Source organism: Tannerella sp., from assembly GCF_030528505.1.
Lineage (GTDB): Bacteria > Bacteroidota > Bacteroidia > Bacteroidales > Tannerellaceae > Tannerella.
Window position 1 is genome coordinate 41004 of sequence record NZ_JAUMYS010000002.1, and the last position, 26736, is coordinate 67739.

Annotated in this window: 21 protein-coding genes; 9 read left to right on the top strand and 12 right to left on the bottom strand. The window is 48.4% G+C overall.

Annotation, left to right across the window (positions count from 1 at the left end; all coding sequences use genetic code 11):
• Positions 1 to 119: 119 nt before the first annotated feature.
• Positions 120 to 644 carry an isoprenylcysteine carboxyl methyltransferase family protein gene (locus tag Q4A89_RS00670; protein WP_303182931.1) on the bottom strand — a complete coding sequence of 175 codons (525 nt, stop codon included), beginning with the start codon at positions 642 to 644 and terminating at the stop codon, positions 120 to 122.
• A 209-nt stretch (positions 645 to 853) separates the two neighbouring features.
• Between Q4A89_RS00670 and Q4A89_RS00675 the strand changes: the two genes are divergently transcribed.
• Positions 854 to 1987 (top strand): lactonase family protein, encoded by a 1134-nt coding sequence (locus Q4A89_RS00675; protein WP_303182933.1) that lies wholly within the window; start codon positions 854 to 856, stop codon positions 1985 to 1987.
• Positions 1988 to 2061: 74 nt separating this feature from the next.
• On the opposite strand, the gene Q4A89_RS00680 is transcribed toward Q4A89_RS00675, so the two are convergent.
• The 8 genes from Q4A89_RS00680 to Q4A89_RS00715 all read right to left on the bottom strand — a co-directional run bounded on the left by Q4A89_RS00680 (position 2062) and on the right by Q4A89_RS00715 (position 10232).
• Positions 2062 to 3450 (bottom strand): S9 family peptidase, encoded by a 1389-nt coding sequence (locus Q4A89_RS00680; protein ID WP_303182935.1) that lies wholly within the window; start codon positions 3448 to 3450, stop codon positions 2062 to 2064.
• On the bottom strand, positions 3447 to 4022 hold the full coding sequence (locus Q4A89_RS00685) for a hypothetical protein (RefSeq protein ID WP_303182937.1): 576 nt from the start codon (positions 4020 to 4022) through the stop codon (positions 3447 to 3449). The genes Q4A89_RS00680 and Q4A89_RS00685 overlap by 4 nt, the downstream gene beginning before the upstream one ends.
• On the bottom strand, positions 4003 to 4266 hold the full coding sequence (locus tag Q4A89_RS00690; RefSeq protein ID WP_303183007.1) for a DUF2089 family protein: 264 nt from the start codon (positions 4264 to 4266) through the stop codon (positions 4003 to 4005). Before Q4A89_RS00690 ends, Q4A89_RS00685 begins: the two co-directional genes overlap by 20 nt.
• 218 nt (positions 4267 to 4484) lie before the next feature.
• Positions 4485 to 4934, bottom strand: coding sequence for a YqaA family protein (locus Q4A89_RS00695; protein WP_303182939.1), 450 nt, complete (start codon positions 4932 to 4934; stop codon positions 4485 to 4487).
• The gene (locus Q4A89_RS00700; protein WP_303182941.1) at positions 4922 to 5938 is read right to left on the bottom strand and encodes a hypothetical protein; all 1017 of its coding nucleotides are present in this window, start codon (positions 5936 to 5938) and stop codon (positions 4922 to 4924) included. Before Q4A89_RS00700 ends, Q4A89_RS00695 begins: the two co-directional genes overlap by 13 nt.
• A 12-nt stretch (positions 5939 to 5950) precedes the next feature.
• The gene (gene purD, locus Q4A89_RS00705) at positions 5951 to 7225 is read right to left on the bottom strand and encodes a phosphoribosylamine--glycine ligase (protein WP_303182943.1); all 1275 of its coding nucleotides are present in this window, start codon (positions 7223 to 7225) and stop codon (positions 5951 to 5953) included.
• A 291-nt stretch (positions 7226 to 7516) separates the two neighbouring features.
• Positions 7517 to 8173, bottom strand: a complete 657-nt coding sequence (locus tag Q4A89_RS00710; protein ID WP_303182945.1) for a MarC family protein — start codon at positions 8171 to 8173, stop codon at positions 7517 to 7519.
• A gap of 37 nt (positions 8174 to 8210) precedes the next feature.
• Positions 8211 to 10232, bottom strand: coding sequence for an alpha-L-fucosidase (locus Q4A89_RS00715; RefSeq protein ID WP_303183009.1), 2022 nt, complete (start codon positions 10230 to 10232; stop codon positions 8211 to 8213).
• Positions 10233 to 10501: 269 nt separating this feature from the next.
• Here Q4A89_RS00715 and Q4A89_RS00720 point away from each other — a divergent pair, with 269 nt between their 5' ends.
• The gene (locus tag Q4A89_RS00720; protein ID WP_303182946.1) at positions 10502 to 11290 is read left to right on the top strand and encodes a sugar-binding domain-containing protein; all 789 of its coding nucleotides are present in this window, start codon (positions 10502 to 10504) and stop codon (positions 11288 to 11290) included.
• A 131-nt stretch (positions 11291 to 11421) separates the two neighbouring features.
• Here the strand turns inward: Q4A89_RS00720 and Q4A89_RS00725 are convergent, their stop codons facing one another.
• Positions 11422 to 12243 carry a hypothetical protein gene (locus Q4A89_RS00725; RefSeq protein WP_303182948.1) on the bottom strand — a complete coding sequence of 274 codons (822 nt, stop codon included), beginning with the start codon at positions 12241 to 12243 and terminating at the stop codon, positions 11422 to 11424.
• Between the two features lie 262 nt (positions 12244 to 12505).
• Positions 12506 to 13243 (bottom strand): DNA alkylation repair protein, encoded by a 738-nt coding sequence (locus tag Q4A89_RS00730; protein ID WP_303182949.1) that lies wholly within the window; start codon positions 13241 to 13243, stop codon positions 12506 to 12508.
• A 275-nt stretch (positions 13244 to 13518) separates the two neighbouring features.
• On the opposite strand from Q4A89_RS00730, the gene Q4A89_RS00735 reads away from it, so the two are divergent.
• Both Q4A89_RS00735 and Q4A89_RS00740 read left to right on the top strand, forming a co-directional pair.
• Complete coding sequence (locus tag Q4A89_RS00735) at positions 13519 to 14193, top strand: GPP34 family phosphoprotein (protein ID WP_303182951.1); 675 nt, start codon at positions 13519 to 13521, stop codon at positions 14191 to 14193.
• A 224-nt stretch (positions 14194 to 14417) separates the two neighbouring features.
• A complete protein-coding gene (locus Q4A89_RS00740) occupies positions 14418 to 15263 on the top strand; it encodes a CPBP family intramembrane glutamic endopeptidase (protein WP_303182953.1) in 846 nt (281 codons plus the stop codon).
• A 286-nt stretch (positions 15264 to 15549) separates the two neighbouring features.
• Here the strand turns inward: Q4A89_RS00740 and Q4A89_RS00745 are convergent, their stop codons facing one another.
• Positions 15550 to 16179, bottom strand: coding sequence for a hypothetical protein (locus tag Q4A89_RS00745; RefSeq protein ID WP_303182955.1), 630 nt, complete (start codon positions 16177 to 16179; stop codon positions 15550 to 15552).
• A gap of 282 nt (positions 16180 to 16461) precedes the next feature.
• Here Q4A89_RS00745 and Q4A89_RS00750 point away from each other — a divergent pair, with 282 nt between their 5' ends.
• The 5 genes from Q4A89_RS00750 to Q4A89_RS00770 all read left to right on the top strand — a co-directional run bounded on the left by Q4A89_RS00750 (position 16462) and on the right by Q4A89_RS00770 (position 26735).
• The gene (locus Q4A89_RS00750; protein WP_303182957.1) at positions 16462 to 19116 is read left to right on the top strand and encodes a glycoside hydrolase family 2 TIM barrel-domain containing protein; all 2655 of its coding nucleotides are present in this window, start codon (positions 16462 to 16464) and stop codon (positions 19114 to 19116) included.
• 230 nt (positions 19117 to 19346) lie between these two features.
• A complete protein-coding gene (locus tag Q4A89_RS00755) occupies positions 19347 to 22175 on the top strand; it encodes a TonB-dependent receptor (protein WP_303182959.1) in 2829 nt (942 codons plus the stop codon).
• 41 nt (positions 22176 to 22216) lie between these two features.
• Positions 22217 to 23818 (top strand): hypothetical protein, encoded by a 1602-nt coding sequence (locus tag Q4A89_RS00760; protein WP_303182960.1) that lies wholly within the window; start codon positions 22217 to 22219, stop codon positions 23816 to 23818.
• A gap of 37 nt (positions 23819 to 23855) precedes the next feature.
• Positions 23856 to 25403: a hypothetical protein gene (locus tag Q4A89_RS00765; RefSeq protein WP_303182962.1), complete on the top strand. Its 1548-nt coding sequence runs from the start codon at positions 23856 to 23858 to the stop codon at positions 25401 to 25403.
• Between the two features lie 72 nt (positions 25404 to 25475).
• Complete coding sequence (locus tag Q4A89_RS00770; RefSeq protein ID WP_303182964.1) at positions 25476 to 26735, top strand: metallophosphoesterase family protein; 1260 nt, start codon at positions 25476 to 25478, stop codon at positions 26733 to 26735.
• Position 26736: the final 1 nt, after the last annotated feature.

Below are 26736 nucleotides of genomic sequence, written 5' to 3' on the forward strand. Positions count from 1 at the left end.
TAAACTGCTGCAACGTTACGCTATGCTATAAAGCACATGCTTTAACCGTACTGTATTACTACGGCCAAACATCTTATCTGTTTTTATTTCAGAAAGATTACAGAAGGATTACAACCGTATCAATGGTCGACTGAATCCCACATTCCTTTCATGGCTTTTTCTTCCTGCCGGATACGTATGGCAAGAAAACAACCGTAAACCGGCAAACCGATCATCATCGTGTACCAGGCGTTACAAAGCAAGCCGACACCGATCAGCTCGGGAATAATATTCAGAAAATAATTCGGATGTCGTACCACGCGGAAAAGAAAACTTTTCTCGATACGTTGATTCGGCACTATGTACACCTTTACGGTCCACACATCACGGAGTTTATAAATCACATAAAACAACATGATATACGAAAACGCCATCAAGGCCGTTCCCCAAACCGAATAATGATTGAACCCGATTCCCGATCGATACGATTCGTAAAGTGCAGAGAAATAATATACAACATGTACAAGCGTAAGCATAAGTGAATTGAGAGCGCCGTGCTGTATGGCTCCCTGTTGGATAATCCGTTTTTCGTTACGGATAGAATACGATAATGAAACAAGCCGAAGTGCAAAAAAGAATGCGAATGTAATAATGATGTACAACATAATATAATTAACGTTTTTAGTTGATTCAGATTTCAGAAGAACGTTGTCTCTCTCATTCGGACTGCGAAAGTAACGATAATTTCGGGATTTCGCAATGATATGCGGCCTTTGGTGAAGCGATCATCTGAATCCATGGCATCACAAAAGAGGTATGGCAGTACAAGAAACGACACATTTTATCGTTTGAATAAAAAAACAAAACATATCGGATGAAATTTTTTACCTTCTTATGGATGTGCCCGTTGATTGTTGCTTGCTCCGGGAAAAAGAAAGACGTGGAGCAACTGAGCCCCGAAGAGACCCTTTATTTGTTCGTCGGGACATATACCTCTCCCGGAGAAAGCCGCGGAATCTATGTGTATCGTTTTGACGAAACGACTGGAACAGCCGACTCCGTTAGCATGGCAGAAGTATCGAATCCATCGTTTCTGACTCTCAACGCAGATCTGACACGCATCTATGCCGTAAGTGAAAACGGCACTGACGACAGCTACGTACATGCTTTTTCTTTCGATCCCGCGGCAGGTATGCTTAAGCTTCTCAACTCGCAGAAAGCAGGCGGAAGCTCCCCTTGCTATATCGAGCTCGATCCGATGGAGCAGCGGGTCGTAACGGCGAACTACGGCGGAGGAAGCATTTCCGTCTTTGCGACCCATACAGACGGTAGCCTACAACCTCTCTCTCAGCTCCTTTCTTTCAAGGGGGAAGGGGTTGATCCGGAGCGTCAAAAACAACCGCACTTGCATTCGGTACGCTTTTCATCCGACGGTCGTTATTTGTTTGCGTCGGACTTAGGTACGGATCACCTCTATCGATACCAGGTATCACCCGACTCAATACCGTTCGATAAAAGCTCTGTAAAAACGTTCCAAACTCCTGCCGGGACAGGTCCGCGTCACTTCGATTTCCACCCCAATGGGCAATATCTGTATCTACTTGGAGAATTGTCGGGTCAGGTAATCGTATATCATGATCACAAGGGAGATATGGAGGCGAAGCAATTGATCGTATCCGATAGCATCGGAGCACGTGGGAGCGCCCATATCAAGATATCCCCCGATGGACAGCATCTCTATGCTTCGAACCGGTTACAGGGAGACGGCATCGCGATCTTCTCCGTTTCTCCGACAGATGGAACGCTTACCAAAGCAGGCTACCAACCTACCGGAAAGCATCCGCGTCATTTCGCGATCACTCCGGACGGACGTTATCTGCTCGTAGCCTGCCGTGACGAACACAAAATACATGTTTTCCGACGTAATCCGGAAAATGGTCTGTTAACCGATACACATCAAGATATTCTCGTGCATCGACCGGTGTGTCTCCAATTCGGAGCAAGATAGTTTGCGCTGGGGCTATTCCGTATTCTAAAAAAGAGATTGTAGAAGGCGAACAGATTGCCTTCTACAATCTCTTTTTACTTCCGTTCCTTGATCCACGCCACGATGACTTCGAGTGCCGAAGGGGCAAAGGTCTGTTCGATTGTAGCATATTCATTGAGGGCACCGGTCGTGCACTCCTGAAAAAGATGATTTAACCCGGGGAGTTCGCGAACGGTTAAATCGGTATTTCCTCCCTCCTCCAAAGCTTTCCGGATAGCAGACAAATTGGATTGCGCGGCAACTTGCGTATCTTTCGTGCCATTGAGTGCCAGCACGGGACAGGTTACTTTTCGGAGTGTCGGGGCGGGATCATAGCGCAGGAAGTATTGCATCCACGGGGAGAGCATTCGTTTTGCGTTGAATTGGATAATTGGATTTTTTTCCTCCGGAGACGATCCCGGCAGAATGGCTTGCAGGGATTGCCTCATACAGGCTGTCAGACTATCCAACACATAGTCCTGATCACTGGATGTAAGAATTAATTCATATATCCTTTCCGCAATCCGATTGTTTATCTTACGTGCGCTGTCCGGTACACCCGACGCTTTAGCCATATCTTCGACCTGTGTTTTCATTAATTCATGGCCGGGCACACCTACTCCGGCAAGCATCACGATAAACGCCACGCGTCTGTTCCTCGCCGCGACCATCGGAGCGATGATGCCTCCTTCGCTGTGGCCGATCAATCCTATCCGAAGAGAATCTACCTCATGACGAGTCCTCAAGTATTCGATGGCCGCTTCGGCATCATTGGAAAAATCCGACGAGGTAGCCGTAGCGAAACGGCCGCCGGATTGCGCCGTGCCGCGGTCGTCATACCGCAGCACTCCGATACCGTTTCGGGTCAGGTAATCGGCTATCACCAGAAAGGGTTTATGTCCCATCAACTCTTCGTCACGGTTCTGGGGGCCACTGCCCGAGATCAAGACGACAACAGGAAACTCCCCTTCTTTCGCAGGCAACGTTAACGTACCGGCCAGCGTAATGTTATCAGTCGAGTTGACGAACGTGACCTCTTCGGAATGATAGGGAAAAGGAGGAGAAGGCTCTTGCGGGCGTTTGACCAAGTCTCCGGATGTATCGTCTCGGACCATATCAAGCTGCATCTTCATTCCCACCTGCGAGAAGAAGCCTTTCAGTGTATCATTCTCCAATACGGCATCATAAGAAGCTCCTATGCTTCGCGTAACGATACGCAACGCTGGAGGGTTGAATGTAACCGTATCACACGGAATGCCTTTCGCGTCCTGATCGGGGCTGTCGAGCGTAGCAGACAATCCCTGCTCGCTTTGCTGAATGTGAAACACGAGGCGCAGCTTGATATTTCCCAGGGAGATACTTCCGGTCCATCGTCCGGTAATTTCCTGCGCGGAGAGCATGCCCGTTATGAACATCGCCACCATACATAAGATCATTTTTTTCATAGAAAAAAGTGTATTAACGTTTTAGATAGAATTTCGGCAATAATCAGCCCGACCATAAAGCCGGTAATCAATTTTGCTCCTTTACCTCCGGTAGAGACTTTCAATCCGTTATACATGAGTGCAACGAACCAGACAAGAACCGGAATGGATAAGACGGAGAAAATAATGACCGTCGGGTGGGCGAGCAACACGGCAGGATTCGCTTTGAGCGTGGACGCATCGGGCATCGACACGCCCAGACTGAAGAGCGCCATCAGCAGAAAAGGAGCTCGCGCAAGTGTCATCGTCCCAGCGATATCCACAAAGCGAACGTCCCGCGCGATCACGAAGCCAGTTATCGCCATCACCACCACAAGCGATAACCAGTCTATGGCCAGCAATAGGAAGGCGTTCTGGAACGAAAGTACGCTGACCAGATGCGCATCAAGCACGCCGTCGAACGCCAAAGCCCCGCATTTACCGATAACACCCGTTAGCGCCATCACGATCAAGCCTATACCCAACGCCTGCCATCCGGCAATTCGCGTAAAAGGATTCCATAACAAAGACCATTTATTTTTCATACGATTCAAGTTTTTCAATGATTTCGTTCAACATATTCCGTACCGTCGGATAGCTCAACTTCATCCGTGCCGCCATTTCTTTCAGACTGCCACTGCTTTTTATAAAATCGAGAATAAACTGCCGATCGGCCTCGGTGAGACGCGCCAAAACCGGCAACGCATACAGTCCGATGACTTCGGTGCCGCAGCTTTCGCACAGCAAGGCTTTTACTTTGAGATGCGCATGACAACTCGGACAAGAAACGGGTAACATCATTTGTTTTTCTTTACGATCTATTTTGCAAAAATATCAATTATCTTGAATAAAACAAAGTGCATGCTGAACAAAATTAATTTTTCATTCAATAATACACCCTCAACACGAAATTATGCGAATAAAATCTTATTTTTGCCACACTAAGGAAGTGCTTCCCTTTTCGAGCAGGCGCTTTTTCAACGGTGAATTCGTGTTTTAGTGTTTTGCAAGGACGGTTAAATCGCTCCCTGTACTTTATATACCAGCTCCATCCATACCCAATAGCGGATGGCTTTGCCGAGAAACATCCAGAAAGCTACCCACCACACGTTGGCACGCAGAAAGCCGAGCGCCACGGCAATAAAATCGCCGATGCCGGGCACAAAAACGAAAAATGCTGTCCATGAGCCTTTCCCGCTGATCCAATCTTGCACTTTAAGCAGCTTGTCGATATTGAGCCGGAGGTATTTCTTGATCCATTCGACTTTCCCTACCTTCCCGATCCAGTAGCATGTCATTCCGCCCAGAAAATTTCCCATTGTAGCAGCGACCATGCAAGGTAGATACGAGGCGCCCCCTAAAAGTACGCCTGTAAGCACCACCTCTGAACTGAAGGGGAGAATGGTAGCGGCCAGAAACGAAGCGATGAATACGCCGATGTATCCGTAGTCGATCAGAAAGTCCATAAACGAACGAGCAGTAAGAGTACGAGAAAAATGACAATCAGAATATAGAACAAATACGTCAGCAGGTTGCGCCGGTCTGAGAAGAAATAGGCAATCAGCATGGATGAGGGCACATAGAAGAGGCACAGGAAATCGACCGAATGTTCTTCGTAAAGGCCGAGGGGCACCAGCGAATAAAACGCGAAGACAATCAGAAAGGAAAGGTATTGCCTCGTGCGTATCGTATGCTCGAATTCATGCAATAAGATATAGATATAAGTAATGATAGTCAGGCAGACAACACAGATCGAACTGAGCCATTCGATCCGTAGCGGATCGCGCAGAAAAACCGGATTCATCGTAGTCAGCTGCTCTTTCAGCACGATGAAAAAGGTATAATCATGTTTCCAAAGACACCAGACAAAGATAAACCCGAATGTCGTGAGGATACCCAACACGGACGTCTGCAAGTTTTGCAATGTTAGGGAATGGAGGCGGTACATCCCGAACCAGAAAAGCGGTACCATCCAGAGCATAAGCGGCCAGATGAGGCAGCCCAGGCTCAAGTAGACGGACATGTTGAAGATACGCCCTGTCCGTTCGGGACTTTGGTATGAGCGAAAAAGCTCAACTAACGCCGCCAACAGGAAGAAGAGTGCCAGAGAAGCGGGACGCAGGGGAAAAGTATCCGGATTCGTGCTGACGAAGAGAAGAAAAAAGAGAAAAGGCAACTGCGTTTTACCGCGTACAATGACAAACGAAAAATTGATGCGTTGTATGATAAAGGCGAGTACACCCATCAAAAAGCATCCGATCAGGTAGGTAAAACGTTTGTCCGGCAAGATGGAACAAACCGCCTTCCACACGGGCGAAGAACCCGAATCACAGACCACCGGATAGCCGGCCGAGCACTGATACCCTACCGCCCAACATACCAGACAAATGAGTACGGTAAAGATAAGGTTGGGCACGCTCGACAGGTTGATCCGTTTTCTGCCCCGAAACACGGCGGATTCTCGTCCCATATCCGGTGATGTTTACAGGTCGAACCCAATGTCGCGACGGTAGTACTTCTTTTCGAAGCCGATGGCTTCCGCTCCGGCAAACGATTTCTTCAATGCCTCCTCCTTCGTGTCCCCGTATGAGCTGACGGCAACGACACGTCCGCCCGATGTAACGATTGTTCCGTCTTTCCGCGTCGTTCCGGCATGAAAGACGATGCGGTCGGGAGTATCGATCGCCTCAAGCCCGCTGATGACTTTCCCTTTCTCATACGCTTCGGGATACCCGCCGCTGACGAGCATCACGGTAACGGCCGCACGCTCATCTTCGATTAGTTCGCATGTGGCCAGCCTGCCTTGAGCTACCCCTTCGAGCAGTTCGACCAGGTCGCTCTTGATACGCAGCATCACGACTTCCGTTTCGGGGTCGCCCATGCGACAGTTGTATTCGATCACCATCGGCTCGCCTTTCACGTTGATCAATCCGAGGAAGATAAATCCTTTATAGTCGATGCCTTCGGCACGCAGCCCGTCAACAGTGGGGCGGATAATGCACTCTTCGACCTTTTGCATAAAAGCAGCGTCGGCAAACGGAACGGGCGATACAGCACCCATACCACCGGTGTTCAGGCCGGTATTTCCTTCGCCAATCCGTTTATAATCTTTCGCCACGGGCAGGATTTTGTAATCGTTGCCATCGGTCAGGACAAACACCGAGCATTCGATCCCGTCGAGAAACTCCTCAATAACGACGGTGCGGCTCGCCTCACCGAACATGCCTTCCAGCATTTGGCGCAGTTCTTTCCGTGCATCGTCGAGCGAATTGACGATCAGCACGCCCTTTCCGGCTGCGAGTCCGTCAGCTTTCAACACGTAAGGAGGCGAGAGTGTTTCGAGAAAAGCCTCGCCGGCTGCCAGCTCTTCGGCGGTAATGCTTCGGTAACGGGCGGTAGGAATGCCATGCCGCATCATAAATGCCTTGGCAAAATCTTTACTTCCTTCCAGCTGCGCGCCCTCACGACTCGGCCCGATCACCGGGATGGCAGCCAACGACTCGTCATCGCGAAAATAGTCATAAATCCCTGCTACCAACGGGTCTTCCGGCCCAACGACGACCATCTCGACCCCATTCTTCAGCACAAAATCTTTGATTCCTGCAAAATCATTCGCACGCAGGTCCACGTTCGTTCCCACAGAAGCAGTCCCCGCGTTGCCGGGGGCAATATAAAGCTGTCCCACTTTCGAACTTTGAGCCATTTTCCAGGCCAACGCATGCTCGCGCCCTCCCGAGCCTAAAAGCAATATCTTCATTGTTTTCATTGTTTATTCATTTATGTTCTTTTGCCTCCCGATATCTCTCTCCTACTGCACAGAGTCGTCAGACGGCGACCTTAATAACAGGCAAATTTTCGAGGAGGCATCATGCCCCCTGATATTTCCCGCAAATATATGGAATTATTGTTGTCTTATAAAAGCATTTGTCGGATTAAAAATAAATGGGAAGAAAAACAACAGCCCCTCCTTGAATAAGGAGAGGCTTTATGATAAAAGATGAAGATGTTTTAACACCCCTTCACCATATTGTGAACCGTATCTATCTCTTTAAGGAAGAGTAAGCGAGCCTTCCTTTAAGATATCGACCAGAATCGGTTGGGCCCCGCTCACGAAGCATTCGACGGCAATCACCATCAGAATCAAGCCCATCAGACGCATCATAACGTTATTCCCTGTTTCCCCGAGCACTTTAACAAGACGAGTCGAAGCGCTTAGCATAAAAAAAGCAAAGAGATAAATCAATGCCACCACACCGATTAATACACCTTTCATCTCGATGGTGTGCGCGTCCTGCATCAGAACGATGGCATTGGCAATGGCTCCCGGCCCGCAGAGCATCGGGATGCCGAGTGGCGTAATCGAAATGTCGTTGGCGTACGTTTTGATCTCCTCATCTTTCAGGCGGAGCGAAGTGTATCGCGCCTGCAACATATCAAATCCGATTTTGAAGATGATCACTCCTCCGGCGATGCGAAAGCCATTCGTCGAAATTCCGAAGAATTTGAATAAGAACTGTCCGGAAAAGATGAAGACCATCAACGTGAGAAAGGCGACGATGGTAGCGCGGCGCACAATGGCACGGCGTTCCTTCTCGGTCATACCGTTTGTCATGGTCAGAAAGACAGGCATCGTACCTAACGGATTTGTTAAGGTAAAGAACGACGTAAAACACAGTAACGCAAAGGGCAAAAGTCCTGTATCCATTTATTTCTTGTTGTTTGTGCTTGTGAAAAACTGTTTTTTATTCTGTAATAAGCGAGAAGCCTCCGATTTTGAGCGGCGGATTGCTAACTACACTCTTTGCCGTAATACGCAGCGTCTTTCCTTGCACCGGCTGTGCAAACCGGACTTCCTGCATGACGGGATTGTTTCGGATATTGGAGAACTCGCCTTTCGCCACTTCTTTCCCATCGACAAAAACCTGATAAAAAGCGATGTGACCATCGGCATAACGCTGTTGATTCGGTAGATAACGGAATCCTGCGATCGGAGCATTCTCTTTCAAGACGATCGTCAACGAGTTCTCAGTCTTGGGCAACGTATAAAGCGTATTCCCATCGCCATCAAAAAGAGCTGTCATCTTTTCGTCCGTCATCTCGTATGACGAGGCCGGGATATCCAGCTCGGCCGTAGTAACCGGACTCCATTTATCAAATGTCGCATCATAGCAAGCTGCTTTGATCCGCCCCTTCTGCGCAAACGTAAAAGGCGCCTCATAACGCGTCGATTCCAGCGAAGGATTCGAACCGTCAGTCGTGTAGTAGATGACGGAATTCTTATCGCCCGAGAGCATCTTTACCTCATCTTTCTCGTTACGAACGATGCGCGGCTCAACCATCAGCGCCGGCGCCAAAAATGCTTCCACATTATTGATACAAAGCGGACCACGGGCATCGAGGAAGCGTATCCGGAACTGTTTGGCGGTAACGGTCTGGAAACGAACGATCCGTTTGTAGCCGACCGTTGTCGTAGAGTCATACGCCTCGACAGGGCTCCATTGGCCTTCCTGCTCAGCCTCGATGACAAAGGAGCGGACACGTTGTCCGAGCGGGATATATTCCTGAATCAGAAAACGGTTCAGCGCCGTCGGCTCGGAGAAAGAGAACGTCATATCACCGCTTACTTCACCATCGGCCGTTGCCCAATAAGTATCCCAATTGTCGTCAAGCACATACTTGGCAGCGTATTGGCTCCCCCGCTCAGCCGAGGCTTTAACCGTAGCTCGGGCAAGCAGATTTTCTTTCAAATCGTTGCGAATCGTTTCGGCCCATTCCATCACCCTTGCGGAATCGCATGGATGAATCGTCCCGCGCAGAGAGATCGGGAAGTTCAGGATAAGGTTCGCGTTATGCCCGATACTGCGATAATAATAATCGACCATCTGCGAGAGCGTACGTACCTGATGATCTTCGCTGGCATGATAGAACCATCCCGGACGTATCGACACATCGACTTCGCCGCCGAGCCATTTCGTTCCGTTTTCATCGCCCCACTGACTTTGTTTGTAGTGATAGTTATGCTCCGGCTCTGTTCCGAAGATGCTCCATTGCGTGTCGCCCGCCCATCCGCTCTCGTTGCCGATCCAGCGAATGTCAGGCACCGTACCTCCGAAAATCATCGCATCGGGATGTTTCTCTTTGATGATTTCGCGTGCCTTCTCGTAGTTGTAATAAGTCGAAGCGTTGATCGAGCGTTTTTCGTTCGCGCCACCATACCAGCCGTCTCCGCCGTTCGCCCCGTCGAACCAGAATTCGAAAAGCGGTCCATAGTTCGATGACAATTCACGTATCTGGTTATGATACGTCTCCACGTATCCGGAACGGCCGTATTCGGCGTGATTTCGATCCCACGGCGAGAGGTAAACCCCCAATTTCAGGTCGTATTTCTTACACGCTTCGGAAAGGTCACGCACCACATCGCCTTTGCCGTCTTTCCATGGCGAATTTTTCACGCTGTATTCCGTTGTCTCCGTCGGCCAGAGGCAGAAACCGTCATGGTGTTTCGTCGTAATGACAACCCCTCTGAATCCGGCGGCTTTGATGATGCGCGCCCACTGGTCGCAATCGAGATTCTCCGGGTTGAATGTCGATGCAGGCGTATCGCCGTACCCCCATTCAAGGTCGTTGAACGTATTTAACCCGAAATGTACAAACGCATACATTTCCGTTTTATGCCAAGCCACCTGTTCGGGTGTAGGAACGGGCATGACGGGTGCCGGAGCTTCCGTAACACCATTATTACACGCACACCATGTCGCTGTCATGCAACCGAAGACAAGAAGTTTTTTTAGATTCATCGCTATATTTGTTGATCATGATTAATTCTTCCACAAAGATATGACTTTTTTTGAAAGATACATTTTTACCTTCACAAAATCAAACAGGTTCCGGATATTGGAGCGTAAAAAATAGAGAGAAGCCTCCTTCTTCCTCATTTCATGTGAAAATGTAACATAATCTCTCTTTTTCGTAACATCGAAACAAGCGACTGTTGAATGGATCATCTAATTTCGCATCAAAAAACAGATTGGATATGATACGTCGTGCATTGCTTCTTTTGGTTTTGGTGTATTGTTTGCCGGATGTGGCGTCGCCTGCAGGTCAATCGGCCGACGGGGGGCGCTCCCAAATCTCGTTCAACTCCGGGTGGCTCTTTTCGAAGAATGAAGCCGACGCCGCCTTGCCGGATAGAGCGACGGCCGGATGGCAAGCCGTACAGCTTCCTCATACCTGGAACGATAAGGATGTGCTCGCCGACGGGCAGAGAGGATACTATCGCGGCGTCGGCTGGTATAAGAAACGATTTCGCCTTGTCCCTGAGAAGGGAAAAAGGTATTTTCTTCGGTTCGAAGGGGTGAATCAAACGGCCGAAGTGTTTGTAAACGGGAAACCGGCCGGAGAACATACGGGTGGTTACACTGCTTTCAACGTCGATTTAACGCCTTTCCTCGAGGCATCGGGCGAACAGTACATTGCCGTAAAAGCGGACAACAGCCATCGGGATGACGTGCCGCCCCTGTCCGCCGATTTCACTTTCTTCGGCGGTATATACCGGCCGGTACATCTGATCACCACGGGCGAGCAGCATTTTAGCATGTCGGATTACGGAGGCCCCGGAATTTATATCACCACTCCCCGGGTAACGTCTCACAGCACCGACGTATCTATCGCGTACCACCTGCAAAATCGCAGCGAAGCGCCCCAAGCTCTGACGCTCGAGACCGTCGTCCGGAAAGACGTTCGTCTGTATTGTATCGGCGTTTATTGGTCGTTCAGATATTTTACTCAGAATGTTTTATTTGCCGACACAAAATTGTGTTAGGCAAAAGCCGGAAAGCCTCTTTTTATTATTTTTTTTAATTGTATAATAAGTCGGATTTCTTTTTGAAGCCTGTTTTTCCTTTCTTCCGATTAAATGACTGAAAAAAACGAGCTTCCGTTGTTGGATAACACTTACTCCTTCAGTCGTTTTAGCAGAACATGTTGCATGGCATTGTAGAAAAGAGCAGTAGATAAATGGCCCGTATTCCAAATTTCCACTTCCATATCTCCGTAGGCAGGTGCGTGCTCGTGGAGTGGTAAAAACACATCGTAGCGAGCCATGACCGGAAACGCATTGGGGGATTGATTTTCTTGCCATTGAGCAGAGAAATTCAAGTGCTGTGTAATGATTCTGTTCCGTTGAATCTCCTTTTCCGTTGCATTTTTCTTTGGGAAAATAAAAAACTTCTCGTGAGCTACCGTTCCTACTATCGGGACGTAAAAATCGGCCGAATTATACGTTACCCGGTGCCTGTTTGCTATCACGGCTCCCAGGCTGAAGCCGCCAATTTCAATGCTCCGTACTCCTTTTTGTCGTAAGGTACGGAGCAGCATTTCGGTCAATTTCACACTTGTTGCCATCGTTGCCATAAAGGTCGATAGGGTCGCCGTTCCCTGTTTCAACGCCCCTTTTTCCTTGTGAAAAGGAGTTCGGACCACGATCAGGTTTGTCCCCAAATCGTTGAGTTTTTCTTTTTTGAAGATGTTGGAAAAAATCCCATAAAAGGGATATTCCGATGCTCCGTGATGGAAAATAAGGGTGTTGGAAGTGTCCGAATGCCATTTGTGTACTAAGAATGCGGGGTCTAAAATGCCTGCTTTGGTAGAAGCCTTCACCTCGTACAATCCTTCGCTGTGCCAGTCGGGAATTTCCAAGTTTATGTCCTCTACGTGCTCGGTGAAATCGGCCGTTCCCACTCCATCGGGAAAATAAACCGGTTCGGAATACGCCATTCGATCTACTAAAAAAGATAAATTAAAAGCCGGAATTTCTTTTTTATTCGCAGCATCCGATGCTTGTATGAATGTTTTACTTGTTTTTTCGTAAGACGGATTCCGGAAAAGCCATAAAAGCCCGATTGCTAAGCAACCGACAATTGACAACAAGAGCAAAAAGATCATTTTTTTGGTTTTCATTTTTTTGTAAGTCCTAAATTTTTAAGCAAAGTTAGCGCAGGAAGTCAAGCCCGGACAGGAACAAAGAGGCAAGGACAACTCATTGTATCTTTCGTGTGGCTCTTTTTATAATCCATTGGGTATGTGTATTGTCGGAAGATTTCCAACGCCCGATCAGAGGCTGTACCGCTTCTCGATTCACTTTAAGCCAGTCGGTGAGGTGGTTGGAAACCGATTTTTTCACGAAGAGTATTTCGTCTTCTTTTAACAGCTCCAAGATCCGGAAAACGGGCGCGGGATTTTCTATAAACGTATCCAGTTTACTGGCCCAGGGCAACTTCGGACGAAGCCCTTCGCTGGCCAATCTGCGCAAATGGAAATTGGGCGATTTCACCCATTTTTCGATGATTCTGAGCGAGTCTTCGGGATATTTTCGGATGTAGGGCCGAACGGCGTACTCGCCCGTATTTCTTTTGGTTATCTCTTCGATGGCTTGCATCGAAAGCTCGAAATGCTCGATGCCGTATTCCTGCACAAATTTGCCGATGGGCAAAATCCAATAATAATGGGTAAACATCCCCGTTTCGTTGGGATTTTCCTCGCCCAAAACAGCCATCAGAACAGGCAAAGCCTTCTCGTAATCCGCCGGAAGATAATTTCTTAGCAGCTCGGCAAGGGTAGCCACGCGTTGGGTGTAACTTTGTCCAACGGTTTTGCTGTCGGTGTCTTGTATAAAGCGGTCTGCCTCAAACTCAGGATAGACGGTGCCGATTTTTTCGGCTAATAACTCGGCGAGACCGGCCCCAAACTGTTCGGTAATGCTGTAATTGCTTCCCATTTTTTCGGTTTTTGAGGCAAAAGTAATTTATTTTTTTGAGAGGGAAGGGGGAGAGGATTGTATTATCTTTTCCGGATGGGATGCTTGGAGATATTGGTTGTTTGAATGGTGGTTTCTTAACTTCTTTTATATGGTTTTGGATATTGGATTGTATTTGTGGAATTAAGCTGATTTTCTTTTAACTAAGAGGTATGTAAATAAAAAGATATATGAAGAATATGTGGAAAATAAACAAAATGTGTATATTTGCCCTTGTATGGCATAAATAAACGACCATGAAACAAAATACAGCGGAACGATTTCTGATTTTAATTCAGCATCCTGAAAAATCAAGATTTTTAGTTTCAGATCAAGTTAGAAATGTTGGTTTAATAGGGGCAATTTTACTTGACTTATCACTTGAAGGCACAATTAATATAGAAGCAGGGAAATTGATACTTAAATCGACAGAAACGAAATTATCAATAGTGCATAAGAAGGTACTTAAGCAATTTGAAAAGTCCACAAAAACAAGAAAAATAAAAACGTGGATTTCAAGATTATTAAAGCATAGTAGGAGATATCAAAAAGAGATACTGTTGGTGCTTGAAAGAAAAGGATACCTAAAAATAGAGCCAAGAAAGTTCTTGTTTTTCAGCTATTATAAAACACGTTTGACCAATACTGCAGTTAGAGAGCAAATTATTAATGAGGTTAGAGATGTAATTTTTTATGCGAAACAAATAGATCATGATAGATCAATGATTCTAGGCTTAATCGACGCGTGCAAAATGTATAAAGTCATAGGTAGAGATAGAAGAGAATTAAAAATTTGTAAGACAAAATTGCGAGAGATCATTCAAGCCGACTTGATATCCCAAGGAGTTGACAAGGTGATTAAAGAAATGAACGCGGCTATTCTTGCAGCTGTAGTTGCATCGACTGTGGCTGCTACGTCAACTTCAAATTAATTGAGATTTAATAATATATGCTACAGAAAGCATCTATGAAATATTACACCGATTGAAGATGAATAATTTATATCATAAGGCATAGAGTGTTTACTATGTGGTTTTCAGAGCGATTGGCAAGTTCGTCGATAGTTGGCAAGAGCAGAAACGTTGGACGGTAAGTGAGCAAGAACTCCCATACGGCCAATGCTTTCATCGTTGTGTGTTACCAAAAAATAAAACAAATGATAGAGTCGACAACAAAAAGTTATCCGAGCGTATCTCAAAGCTTTGGGATTACAGGAATCCTAATTTTAGGAGTAGTATTGTTTAGTCCTGTGGATTTACTATTAAACAAATTTATCGGAAAAGAGGCTTCAGTGCTAATCTATTATCTTTTATCCATTGGAGTGCCTTTCTGGATAGTGCATTTAATTAGAAAAAGAAAGACCAATTGTCATACGTTTAATTTGACAATTAAAAATAAGCGAATAATCCCGTTTATAGTTATAGGAACAATAGCACTGCTTATGGGAATAGTCGGACCAATTACGAGTCTAATACCAACTCCGGAAAGTTTAAAAAAAATACTTATGGGTCTTGTAAGCCAGACAGGAATTTTTACTTTCATTTTAATGGTCATTGCTGCTCCAGTTTTCGAGGAATTAATATTTCGAGGAATAATCTTAGATGGGTTATTAAAAAGATATTCTCCAACAAAGTCTATTCTGGTTTCTAGTTTGCTTTTTGGATTGGTGCACTTGAATCCTTGGCAATTTGTAACCGGATTCATAATAGGATTTTTTTCAGGATGGGTTTATTACAGAACCAGAAGTTTATCGTTTTCTATTATAATACATGCAGCAGCCAATCTGAGTGGATTTTTGATGAGATTTTTTATAGATGTCGACTCATACATGAATGCAAGCATGGTGGATATGTATGGTGGATTGATAAACTTGATATTCGTAATTTTAGGCTCGGTATTAATTATGGCTGCCTGTGTCTATTTCTTACATAAGGAATTTGAAAGACTAAACCCAAATTCCGAAATAGAAAAAAGAGAAAAGAATCAGCAAATTTGCATCTGATAAATCTCATATTTTTTTAATGTATCGAATGGGGGAATTCTCAAGAAAGGCAGCAGAATGATTCCTTGTTTTTCTGTATGCGGCAAGACCCAGTTCACATAGCATAGAACATTCCATTAACGCACTGATGAGAAAATAGTAACACCCAGCACATGGTATAGTCCATGCGGGTTTTAACGGTTTGCTAGTGTTTGTGCCTTATAAGAAAGTCTGAGACAAACTGATAGTCGAGATTCTTTTAATGTTCTCTGATAACAAAGAAAATATATGTATTAAGGGTGTTAAGTTATTGCACATCAAACATCTTTTCAATCTGCGAAGATAAAGATACTTGCGTGTATTTTTTAGATTTATGATAAAGATAGATGTTCAGATCGTTCTTAAATTGAGGATTTAGAATCCCGTCTTTGTAATCTTGTTGAATCATTTTTTTATTGTTAAACACGGTATTAACAATATGTTCGACTACTAAATCACTTAATTCAGTATAGGGCTTGTTTGAATTTGCAATTAAAAATTTTTCGACTTCCTGCTTCATGAAGATCAGCGTGTTGTTATCTTTTGGGCAATCGCCTAATGGGAGTAGCATTAACTCAAAATAAACGGGACATTGATCGATAGCCTGATACGTGAAATTCTTTAAATACTCTTTTAATATTTTCTTATTAGACGAATTTGGATATTTATGTCTCAATTCACTCATTAATTCCTTCACTTTGTCTTGGTTCTCTATTCTCACTTTGTTCCCAAGTTGGATTAGTTCTGTTTGGATTCTCTCTGGAGGTAGCTTTTTAATCTTTTCCGGATGAATCTCATGACATAGCTTATCAACAAGATAAGTATATTGATCCGACTGAGCGGAACCGATGTATGGGGTCAGAATTAGAGTGGTTAAAATCAAAAATTTACCTTTCATATACTACATTCTTTTTATTTTGTCTAACTCATAAAGATACGTAATCCTATCATCGATATCTCTCTAAAAGAGCTAATTTAAGCGATGACTTACATGCGCAAAGATACATTTTTACCTTCACAAAATCAAACAGGTTCCGGATATTGGAGCGTAAAAAATAGAGAGAAGCCTCCTTCTTCCTCATTTCATGTGAAAATGTAACATAATCTCTCTTTTTCGTAACATCGAAACAAGCGACTGTTGAATGGATCATCTAATTTCGCATCAAAAAACAGATTGGATATGATACGTCGTGCATTGCTTCTTTTGGTTTTGGTGTATTGTTTGCCGGATGTGGCGTCGCCTGCAGGTCAATCGGCCGACGGGGGGCGCTCCCAAATCTCGTTCAACTCCGGGTGGCTCTTTTCGAAGAATGAAGCCGACGCCGCCTTGCCGGATAGAGCGACGGCCGGATGGCAAGCCGTACAGCTTCCTCATACCTGGAACGATAAGGATGTGCTCGCCGACGGGCAGAGAGGATACTATCGCGGCGTCGGCTGGTATAAGAAACGATTTCGCCTTGTCCCTGAGAAGGGAAAAAGGTATTTTCTTCGGTTCGAAGGGGTGAATCAAACGGCCGAAGTGTTTGTAAACGGGAAACCGGCCGGAGAACATACGGGTGGTTACACTGCTTTCAACGTCGATTTAACGCCTTTCCTCGAGGCGTCGGGAGAGCAGTACATCGCCGTAAAAGCGGACAACAGCCATCGGGATGACGTGCCGCCCCTGTCGGCCGACTTCACCTTCTTCGGTGGTATATACCGGCCGGTACATCTGATCACCACGGGCGAACAGCATTTCAGCATGTCGGACTACGGAGGTCCCGGAATCTATATCACCACTCCCCGGGTAACGCCTCACAACGCCGATGTAACCATCGCGTACCACCTGCAAAATCGGAGCGACGTGCCTCAAGCTCTGACGCTCGAGACCGTTGTCCGGAAAGACATCGCCTCCGCTTTGGCGACGGAAACCACCGCCGTAACGATTCCTGCCTTTGGCGATACGGTTGTGACGGTAACCTGTTCGGACGTGCGGAATTTCGATCTGTGGAGTCCCGATCATCCGGCGATGTATTACGTGGAGAGCCAGCTGATACAAGCGGGCAAACGAGTCGACAATCTGTCGCAGCCGCTCGGATTCAGAACGTTTCGTTTCGATCCGGAAAAAGGCTTTTTCATCAATGGAAAAAACATCAAACTGATGGGCGCCAACCGCCATCAGGACAGGATACCCTACGGCAATGCGTTGGGCAACGATATGCACCGGCAGGATCTGCGTCTGCTCAAAGAGATGGGGGGCAACTTTTTGCGCAATGCGCATTATCCGCAGGCTACGGAAGTGCTGGATCAGGCCGACCGGCTGGGATTTGCCGTATGGGAGGAGATACCTCTCGTAAACGAGGTAACCCTCAGCCCGAAACACGCCGAGAACGCGGCCGTGATGCTCAAAGAGATGATCAAGCAGCATTACAACCACCCTTCGGTGGTGATCTGGGCCTATATGAACGAGATCTATTGGGCGCACCGGTTTAAGCCGCAAGAGGAGATTGCCGGAAGGAACCGGGCGACGCTCGAACTGGCACGACATCTCGAAGACGTTGCGCGGGAGCTCGATCCACATCGGTATACGGCCATGGCAATGCACAATTATCCCGCCTACGAGGAGACCGGATTGGGGGATATCCCGATGATTGCCGGATGGAATCTGTATCACGGTTGGTATTACGGCAAATACGAAGATTTTGGGACGTTTATGGACGAACAGCGGCGCAAATATCCGAAGCGCATTCATTTGATCAGCGAATACGGGGCAGGTTCCGATGTGCGGCTGTATTCCGAAAAACCGGAGAAGTTCGATTTCACCATCGAAGAGCAGATCCGTTTCACCCGTTCCATCACTACGCAAATCCTCGACCGGCCTTATATTGCCGGAGGCGCGCTGTGGAATCTGATCGATTTCAGTTCCGAAAGAAGGGTGGACGCTACTTCCCACATCAACAACAAAGGGTTGGCAACGGCCGACAGAAAACCCAAAGACGCCTATTTTCTGATGCAGGCGTTGCTGTCGGAAAAGCCGGTAGCACGATTGGGATATCCTTTCCGCAACCGGTGGATACACGCCGCAACTTCGCCATTCGATACACTGGTGCCTGTGCGGATGCACGCATTCTCGAATCAAAAGAGCTTGTCGCTGTATGTAGACAACCGTCTCTTCGGAGAAGCGGAGGTAAAAAACGGAATGGCCGAGTGGGAGATGAAGCTCGCTCCGGGGAAGCATCTGTTGTCTCTCGCACCGAACAGTCCGAATACGCCGCAGAAGCAAATCGAGGCTCGGCTGATTCCGTTCCGTCCGGATGGAATGGCGTCGGAGTTGGCAATGAATGTCGGGGCCAATTACGCCTTTATCGATACCCGCACAGACCTCTACTGGCTTCCCGAACGGACGTACGAAAAGGGCAGTTGGGGCGTTGTGGGCGGAGAGCCGCTTTACGTAGGGGGCAAAGTGGGTACTAAGGAAGATATCCTCGCTGTGGACGAAGAAGACCCTCTCTACCAGACGATGCGTGTAAACCCGGAAGGATTCGGAGCCGACGTGCCTGACGGAACGTACGAGATCGAGCTGTTGATGGTCGACTACGTGAAAAAATCGCGGCGCTTTGCCGACGAGGACAAAGAGATTGCCTACGAGCCGGGGCGGAGAGTCTTCGGCATATCGGTCAACGGAACGACGATTCTCCCCGAAATCGATCTGGGCGGCAGCTACGGTTTGAATGTGCCGTGCAGGATCACCTTCAGATATACGGCAACAGATAACGCCGGATTATCGATCCGATTTCACCCCGTCAGCGGGGAGCCTGTTTTGAGCGCCGTTCGCATTCGTGCCATTGGATTTTAGCGTTCTGTGGACTGTATCGGCGGTTGTGTAACATAATTCCTCTTTTTGGTAACCGTATAAATGATGGATATTGGTAAATTAAGATTAACTTCGCAAAACAAATCATGAAGAGGGCGCGCATAGAGATATTATTGGGGATTCGGGTTTAAGATGAACATACGGTATGGTTAGATGACAAACGGTTAGATACTTTTATTTTCTAAAAAGACAATCATTGAAAAACAAAACAAATGAAAAGACTCTTACTTTTTATAGTTACGACCTTCTGCTTGCTCGTTGCGGGGATGTCGGCACAAGCGCAAACCTATGAGATACAAGGGACAATTATCGATGCCGACACGCAGGAACCTCTTCCCGGAGCAGCGGTGTACGATCAGGCCAATTACAACGGCACGGCCACCGATTTGGAGGGGCATTTCCGTTTGACCGGCCTGAAGAGCGGAAAAACCGTGCTTACCTTTTCCTATCTGGGATACAAGACCGAAGAAAAAACCGTAAACATGCCTGCCGACCATCATCAGGTGATGAGGATTCGTTTGTCGCCGGCAGACAAGGTGCTGGCCGAAGTCATAGTCGTGGGGAGCTTCGAAGGTCAGCAGCGGGCGCTCAACCAGCAACGGGCTGCGGACAACATCAAGAACGTCGTTTCGGCCGACCTCATCGGAAAGTTTCCCGATAAAAATGTGGCGGAGGCGTTGCAGCGATTGCCCGGGATCAACATTGCCCGCGACAAAGGCGAAGGTTCCACCGTCTCCATACGCGGTACGCCGCAGCATTTCACCAACATCAGCATCAACGGTGAGCAACTCGCGTCGGTACAGCAGAGCGGGACGAGAACCGAATCGCTCGATCTGATTCCGGCAGACCAGCTCGGTTCCATCGAGATCACCAAAGCATTGACGGCCGATATGGACGGCGATGCGGTGGGCGGAAACATCAACCTGAGAACCCCGACCGCACGATCGGACAAGCTCCGCGTCAAGGGAGACCTCGGGATGGGATTCAACGACCTCTCCGGGAAACTGAACTACATCGGCAAACTGCAACTCAGCCGGCGCTTCTTCCCCGACGCGAACACTTCGCAGGGACGTTTCGGCGTGCTGGTCAGCGGAAGTTATTACGGGAACAACAACTCCGAAGACCGGATGGATGCTTCCTGGTCGGGCATCAAGAAACCGGTCGAGATGGTGAACGAACGTCTCATCATGCCGGAAGATTTTCAGTTCCGGAAGACGGAGAACAAACGTACACGTGTGGGCACGACCGTTACGCTCGACTACAAGGTGAAACATCACGAAATCGTCTTCAACTACATGTACAATTACCGGAAAGACGACGACGTGCGCAACCGCCTGCGATTCGATTTCAACAGAAGCGGGTCGGAATGGATTACGCACGACAGCCTGAGACGCGGAAGAATCCGCCGCGACATAAATCTCTGGAAAGAGATCAAGTCGAACCACAACTTCAACCTCGAAGGGACCCACCGGTTTGGCCGCTGGACGCTCGATTGGGGTACGTTCTATACCGTTTCGAAGCGAGACCATACCAGTACCCGGGGAGATTTCGCGCGCAACGATGTAACCATCGTAGCCGACAATCCGCGGGGGGTATTGGCCGAGGTGCCTCAGTTCAGGCCGATCGTTCCGTTGAATATCAAAAATCCGCTGTTGTTCGATAATTTCAGGAGGTACGAAGAAGATATGGGAACGACCGACGCCTCGAACCTCGTGGGGAAATTCAATCTTCAGAAAAACTACATGCTGAAAGATTACGCAGGCGTCTTTAAATTCGGAGGAAAGGTGCGGAGCGTAACGAACGATAAGTTCCGAAATAACCGGGTGCTTTCTTTCTTCGATCCGAATCAGGAAGTAAATCTGGCCGAAGCCTTTGCGCACGTTGCCGGAAACACCGAGCCGAAGGAGTTTCTGAACGGAAGGTATGCGTTCGGCCCCAGAGTGGATAAAGAAAAGTTTACCCGTTATATGGCTGCGCACCGGCGATTGCTTACCGAGTCGGACGACTCGTGGGATGCCGAGCGGCTGTCGAAGAACGATACCTACAACGCTAAGGAGAACGTATACGCCGCCTATCTGATCAACCGCATTCAGATAAAAAAGATTCTGTTGATTACCGGAGTGCGGTACGAGTACAACGATGTAAATTACAGTGCGTTCGATGTGAAGCGGTCGGGTACGAAGATCGTAGCGACTCCCATCAGCGGCGGAACGAACTACGGCTTTCTGCTGCCGAGCGTGCACGTCAAGTACAGCCTCGATGAGCTCACCAATTTCCGGTTCGCCTATACCCATTCTTACGCCAAACCCAACTTCGTGGATATCGTGCCGTTTATCAATTACGACGCCGATGCGGCGCGGCTGTTTATCGGGAACACCAACCTGAAACCTTCGCTGTCGAACAACATCGACCTGATGTTCGAGAAGTACAACCGCAGCGGCGGAGTCGTTTCCGCCGGACTGTTCTACAAGAACATGAACCGTTTTCAGTTCACGAGAATCATTCCTTCGCTCATCGAAGACTATCCAGGCTTCCCTCAAACGGCCGGATTCGAGTTCCGTCAGGAGCAGAACGGCGAAAGAGCGACGGTCTACGGTTTCGAGTTTAATTTTATGCGCAAGCTCAATTTCCTCCCCGGAGCGATGAAAGGTTTAAGCGCCTACCTCAATTATACCTTCACCGGAAGCGATGCCAGCACGCAGGACCGGAGCAACATGCGGCTGCCGGGACAGGCCATGCATACCGGAAACGCCTCGCTCTCGTGGGACTATAAAGGGTTCAGCAGCAAGGCCAGCCTCAATTACAACGGCTCGTACATCCATTCGGTGGCCAGCAACGAGAACGACGATATTATTCAGGACGACCGGTTTCAGCTGGATCTGAATCTCTCGCAGCAGATTACGAAGAAGATCAGCCTCTATGCCGAATTTGTGAACATCACGAACTCGCCCGCCCGTCAGTATCAGGGAAACAACCGTCAGATCTCGCGCCTGGCCTATTTCGGCTGGTGGACGCGGTTCGGTATCACTTACAGACTTTAATCCCCATGGTTGCAAAAGAAAAACATAAAAAAACAGAGAACATGAAATTCAAATTGCTATTCTTTTTTTCGATGGTTGGGCTGATGCTTGCAGGATGCGAGAGGGAGCAGGAGATCGAGCTTCCCGAAGCAACGGTAGTCGTTGAAAATTACGACGGAAACGCTATGGTTCAAGAGCCTGGGGGCGAGGTGGAACTAAGCGTCGTCTCCCAGTCGTTGGCCGGAATAAAGAAGCTCGAAGTGCTCGCCAACGAGTCGGTTATAGAGACGCTGGAGACCGAGGAACTGTTCACGCACCGATACGGCTACACCTACCGTGTGGCGAAGGACGCTCAAACGGGCGATGAAGTCAGGCTCGTTTTCAGAATGGAAGACCGGAGAGGACGAGCCGTTTCTTCTCCCGCGGTAATCATACGAGTGGACGAGCCGTTCAGGATCGTCGATTTTGTCCGGGGCGGACATACATTTCGGAAAATTTACGGAAGAATCAACAAAGACCTTATCCTCACGAAAAAAGAGAAATGGATGGTCGACAGCATTGTGAGTGTCGATCAAGGGGCGACGCTCACGATCGAGCCGGGCACGACGGTCTATTTCCGCACGTTCTCGAACAACGACAAGCTCAGCCTGCTTTCCGTCATGCGGGGAGGTAAAATCACAGCCGAAGGCACACGTTCCGAACCGATTGTTTTCACTAGCGATAAAACGCTTTCGGGAAATCCCGCCCGTGGCGACTGGGGCGGCGTATCGATTCACGGGAATGCTCCTACGAACGCCGGGAAAACGGTGCTGCGCGACGGATTCAGGTACGGAGGCACGCACGTTTCGGACAATTCGGGACGCTTGCGATTCGTCCGGATCGAATACGCCGGAAAGAAACAGTATCACGCCTTGCAGCTGTTCGGAGTGGGAAGCGGCACGAAGCTCGAATATGTTCAGGTGTTCGAATGCTATAACAACGCCTTTCGGGTACGGGGCGGAAGAGTCTCTTTAAAATACATCTCCGGCATCCAGCATGGCGGTTACGGCATCTGGGCTGACGAAGGGTGGCAGGGTAACGGTCAGTTCTGGCTGTTCCAAACCGGCATCAAGGCCACGCTTATCCCCGTCAATTACTGGAATCAGGCGCGCAGCATCGAATTCAGGAACGACGACTCGTTCTACGAAAAAGAACCGCGCACCACGTTTAAGCTCAGCAACATTACGCTTGTCGGCAACGGGTATGACGAAGGAACGGATCACGGCACGCGGCGCGGCATAAGAATCCGAACGGGGGCGCAGGGGATTCTGCATAACGCCATTGTTACGCAGTTTCCGAGCGACGCCGTGCGTGTGGAAGACCTCCCCATCGAATCGCTGGGAAGCAGCATGCTGATCGACAACATGCGTTCTTACGACAACTTTGCCAACTGGGAACAGGAGGCAAAAGACTATTTTTTTAAAAGCAATCGCTACAATCTGAAAGAGACGCCCGTCGGCGGCATCTCCATCAATAATTTTACGGGAATCGAATCTGTTTCCTACAATCCTACGGCCATGAGCGGCTGGTTTACGAGCGCCCCCTATATCGGCGCGGTAGACCCGGAGAACGACTGGACGGCCGGCGGGTCGTGGTTCAGGAACAAGGACGGTTCCTTCAGATAACCGAGATGAATTTATTAACGATTAAACAGTACGTACAATGAGACCAAAAAGACATGAATGGATAATGGCTGCACTGTTTCTGGCGGCGATTATCGGCGGCACATCCTGCAAAGACGACAAGCCTCAGCTCGCTATGCCCAAGATAGCGATAACGGGCGCTGATTCCATCGATCTGGCACCGGGAGAAACGGTAAAGATTTCTCTGGCTCTCGAGGGAGACGGAGGAGCCAAATCGGTGGTTGTTACGAAGAACGGAGGATTCCTCAAGGAGTTCCCGGTACATCCTACGGCAACACAGTTCGTATATACGACCGAGGCGTTGCCTAATGGGCTGAAAGAAGGAGAGGTACTTCGATACGGCTTTATCCTCAGCAACACCAACGACGTCGACAGCAAAGAGATTCCGTTCGTAATCAAAACGGCTCTTTACCCGAAAATCACCGTCGGTGAAACTCAGCTGTACAGCTTGAATATCGGAACCGAGGGCATTGTACCCTCGGGGAGCGAAATCACCCTGATCAAAAAACGGAACTATTTTGTACCTCATGCGCTGACCTTCGAGGCCGGATCGAAGCTGAAAATCGAAGAGGGCGTACACGTGTACATGAATGCGAAAGCTGCGTCACCCGTCAAGATCGAGATTCAGGGCGAGGCGGATATCGTCGGCACGGCTTCGGCGCCCGTCGTATTCACCAGCTCCAAAACGCTGACACCCGCGGATCCGGCCAAAAGCGGAGACTGGTCGGAGTTCCGGTTGAGCGGTTCGGAGTCCGCTTCCTCGAACGGGAAAGTGAGCTATGTGCGGATAGAGTATGCCGGCGAACGTGCTTTTCGGCTTGCAAACGTAAGCGAAGCGACTCAAATCGACCATGTGCAGGTATACCGGTCGTCCGGTGAAGGCGTCATGATTACCGACGGAAAAGCCCGGTTGAAATACATCGTAGCCACCGATTGCGAAGGCGGATCGTACCGGTTGGGCGACAAATACGCCGGAAAGATGCAGTTCCTTATCTCCGTCAATTCGGAATATTTCAAAGAAAACGACGATTTCACCATCCGTGAAGAGGCCTCGCCTGTGGTATCGAACGTTACGCTGTTGGGCCCCGGTGCCGAGACAAAAAAGAATACGCACGGCATGCGGATGAGAGGCAGTTCCGCTTCGAAAGTGTACAACTCGATTATTGCCGAATTCCCTCGAAGAGGCATCAGAGCCGTCGAAGAAGTAAAAATAACCGATCTCAACGGATCGGCGGTATTTGCCTATTCCTATGTCTTCAACGTGCCCAAAGACCCGTATCGAGATTTGGCCAAAGCGTTTGCAGGTACCTTTAACGCCGACGGAACCATAGCCTCCAATCCGTTCCATAATAACGCGACCAAGCTGGAAGGAGGGAATTATACGCTCAAAGCCGTCGGAGGAATCGGTGTCAAAGACTTTGTCCCCGATGCCGAGCCGAAGAGTACCTTCGATCCCGTATCGTTAGACGCATTCTTTTCGGCCGCCGCATTTGCGGGAGCTGTGAAGAACGCTGCGGAGGACTGGACAAAAGGCTGGGTGAAAAATCCCGATGGAACGATCAGATAAAAGAACGACGTCCGGCAGATACTTGTTTCTTCACAAAAGAGCAGGTATCTGCCCGACGAAAGACAAGAAAAAATGAAAACAAATCATCTCTTTTTTATCCTCTTACTTCTGGCGGGAAGCTGCCGGTTGACGGCACAAGAGGTATCGCCCGAATTACAGGCCAAATGGGATAAGGAAAGTTCCGAACCTAAGACGCCTCTGTTGCGCTATGCTCCGTCGTCGCTGCCCGACCGGATCACGCTCGTGCCTTTGTCGGACGAGGCGAAGGAGATCGCCGTTACGTGGAGAACCGATACCACCGTGAAAAGCGGAACGGTAGAAATCATCCCCGGCGACTCGATCACCTTTCCCAAAGATCGGCGCGAACGGATAGAGAGCACGGTCAGCGTCGTTCGATACAAAGATTACCCGATGCACTACCACAAGGCGGTTCTCCGCAACCTGATCCCCGGCAACATCTATAAATACAGAGTGGGAAACTCCCCGCAGTGGAGCGCCTGGCATACGTACAGACATCAACATTTCACCGATACGATAGGCTTGCTTTATTTCGGCGATACGCAAAACGGCATCTACAATCATGCGGCAAAGATTTACAAACAGGCCATCCGAAGATTCAACCGGGCAAAGCTCGCGGTATACATCGGCGACCTCATCAATCATGCCAACAACGATTACGAATGGACCGAATGGCATACGGCGGCCGACGATGTGAATACCTCCATGCCTGTGATCGCCACACCGGGCAACCACGAATATCTGAAAGACTTGAACGGCCGGAAAGTACAGCTATCCGCCTATTGGACGTCTACTTTCCCGTTCCCCTACACGTGGGATGCGGGCCCGTTCTACCTCGATTTCGGCTTTGTCCGTTTTATCGTGTTAAATTCGAACGAAAAACTCGACGAACAGGGGCGATGGCTCGACTCGGTATTAAGCAAGACTACACACGATTGGACGGTACTTGTGTGGCACCATCCCGTATTTTCGGGAGCCCGGAACCGCAATAACAAAGGGCTGCAAGAGAACTGGCTGCCGGTGATTGAGAAGTATCGCGACAAGATCGGATTAGTCTTGCAAGGGCATGACCATACCTATGCGCGGGGCGGGTTGCCCGAACGCAACAAAAGCCGCACCAACCCTTCGCATCCCGTATTTACCGTTACGGTAACCGGAAATAAATATTACAATCTGGAGACGCAGCCGTGGATGGACGTCGCCGTTCCCAACGTCAGTTCGTATCAATACATCGAAATCACACGAGATAAGATCGTGTATAAAGCGTACAGCGAGACCGATCACCTGTTGGACGAATTTGAAATCCGGAAATGAG

Coding starts and splice junctions, on each gene's coding strand:
- Q4A89_RS00670 (WP_303182931.1), bottom strand. CDS start 644: ATGTTGTACATCATTATTACATTCGCATTCTTTTTTGCACTTCGGCTT.
- Q4A89_RS00675 (WP_303182933.1), top strand. CDS start 854: ATGAAATTTTTTACCTTCTTATGGATGTGCCCGTTGATTGTTGCTTGC.
- Q4A89_RS00680 (WP_303182935.1), bottom strand. CDS start 3,450: ATGAAAAAAATGATCTTATGTATGGTGGCGATGTTCATAACGGGCATG.
- Q4A89_RS00690 (WP_303183007.1), bottom strand. CDS start 4,266: ATGTTACCCGTTTCTTGTCCGAGTTGTCATGCGCATCTCAAAGTAAAA.
- Q4A89_RS00695 (WP_303182939.1), bottom strand. CDS start 4,934: ATGGACTTTCTGATCGACTACGGATACATCGGCGTATTCATCGCTTCG.
- Q4A89_RS00700 (WP_303182941.1), bottom strand. CDS start 5,938: ATGGGACGAGAATCCGCCGTGTTTCGGGGCAGAAAACGGATCAACCTG.
- purD (WP_303182943.1), bottom strand. CDS start 7,225: ATGAAGATATTGCTTTTAGGCTCGGGAGGGCGCGAGCATGCGTTGGCC.
- Q4A89_RS00710 (WP_303182945.1), bottom strand. CDS start 8,173: ATGGATACAGGACTTTTGCCCTTTGCGTTACTGTGTTTTACGTCGTTC.
- Q4A89_RS00715 (WP_303183009.1), bottom strand. CDS start 10,232: ATGACAGCGACATGGTGTGCGTGTAATAATGGTGTTACGGAAGCTCCG.
- Q4A89_RS00720 (WP_303182946.1), top strand. CDS start 10,502: ATGATACGTCGTGCATTGCTTCTTTTGGTTTTGGTGTATTGTTTGCCG.
- Q4A89_RS00725 (WP_303182948.1), bottom strand. CDS start 12,243: ATGGCGTATTCCGAACCGGTTTATTTTCCCGATGGAGTGGGAACGGCC.
- Q4A89_RS00730 (WP_303182949.1), bottom strand. CDS start 13,243: ATGGGAAGCAATTACAGCATTACCGAACAGTTTGGGGCCGGTCTCGCC.
- Q4A89_RS00735 (WP_303182951.1), top strand. CDS start 13,519: ATGAAACAAAATACAGCGGAACGATTTCTGATTTTAATTCAGCATCCT.
- Q4A89_RS00740 (WP_303182953.1), top strand. CDS start 14,418: ATGATAGAGTCGACAACAAAAAGTTATCCGAGCGTATCTCAAAGCTTT.
- Q4A89_RS00745 (WP_303182955.1), bottom strand. CDS start 16,179: ATGAAAGGTAAATTTTTGATTTTAACCACTCTAATTCTGACCCCATAC.
- Q4A89_RS00750 (WP_303182957.1), top strand. CDS start 16,462: ATGATACGTCGTGCATTGCTTCTTTTGGTTTTGGTGTATTGTTTGCCG.
- Q4A89_RS00755 (WP_303182959.1), top strand. CDS start 19,347: ATGAAAAGACTCTTACTTTTTATAGTTACGACCTTCTGCTTGCTCGTT.
- Q4A89_RS00760 (WP_303182960.1), top strand. CDS start 22,217: ATGAAATTCAAATTGCTATTCTTTTTTTCGATGGTTGGGCTGATGCTT.
- Q4A89_RS00765 (WP_303182962.1), top strand. CDS start 23,856: ATGAGACCAAAAAGACATGAATGGATAATGGCTGCACTGTTTCTGGCG.
- Q4A89_RS00770 (WP_303182964.1), top strand. CDS start 25,476: ATGAAAACAAATCATCTCTTTTTTATCCTCTTACTTCTGGCGGGAAGC.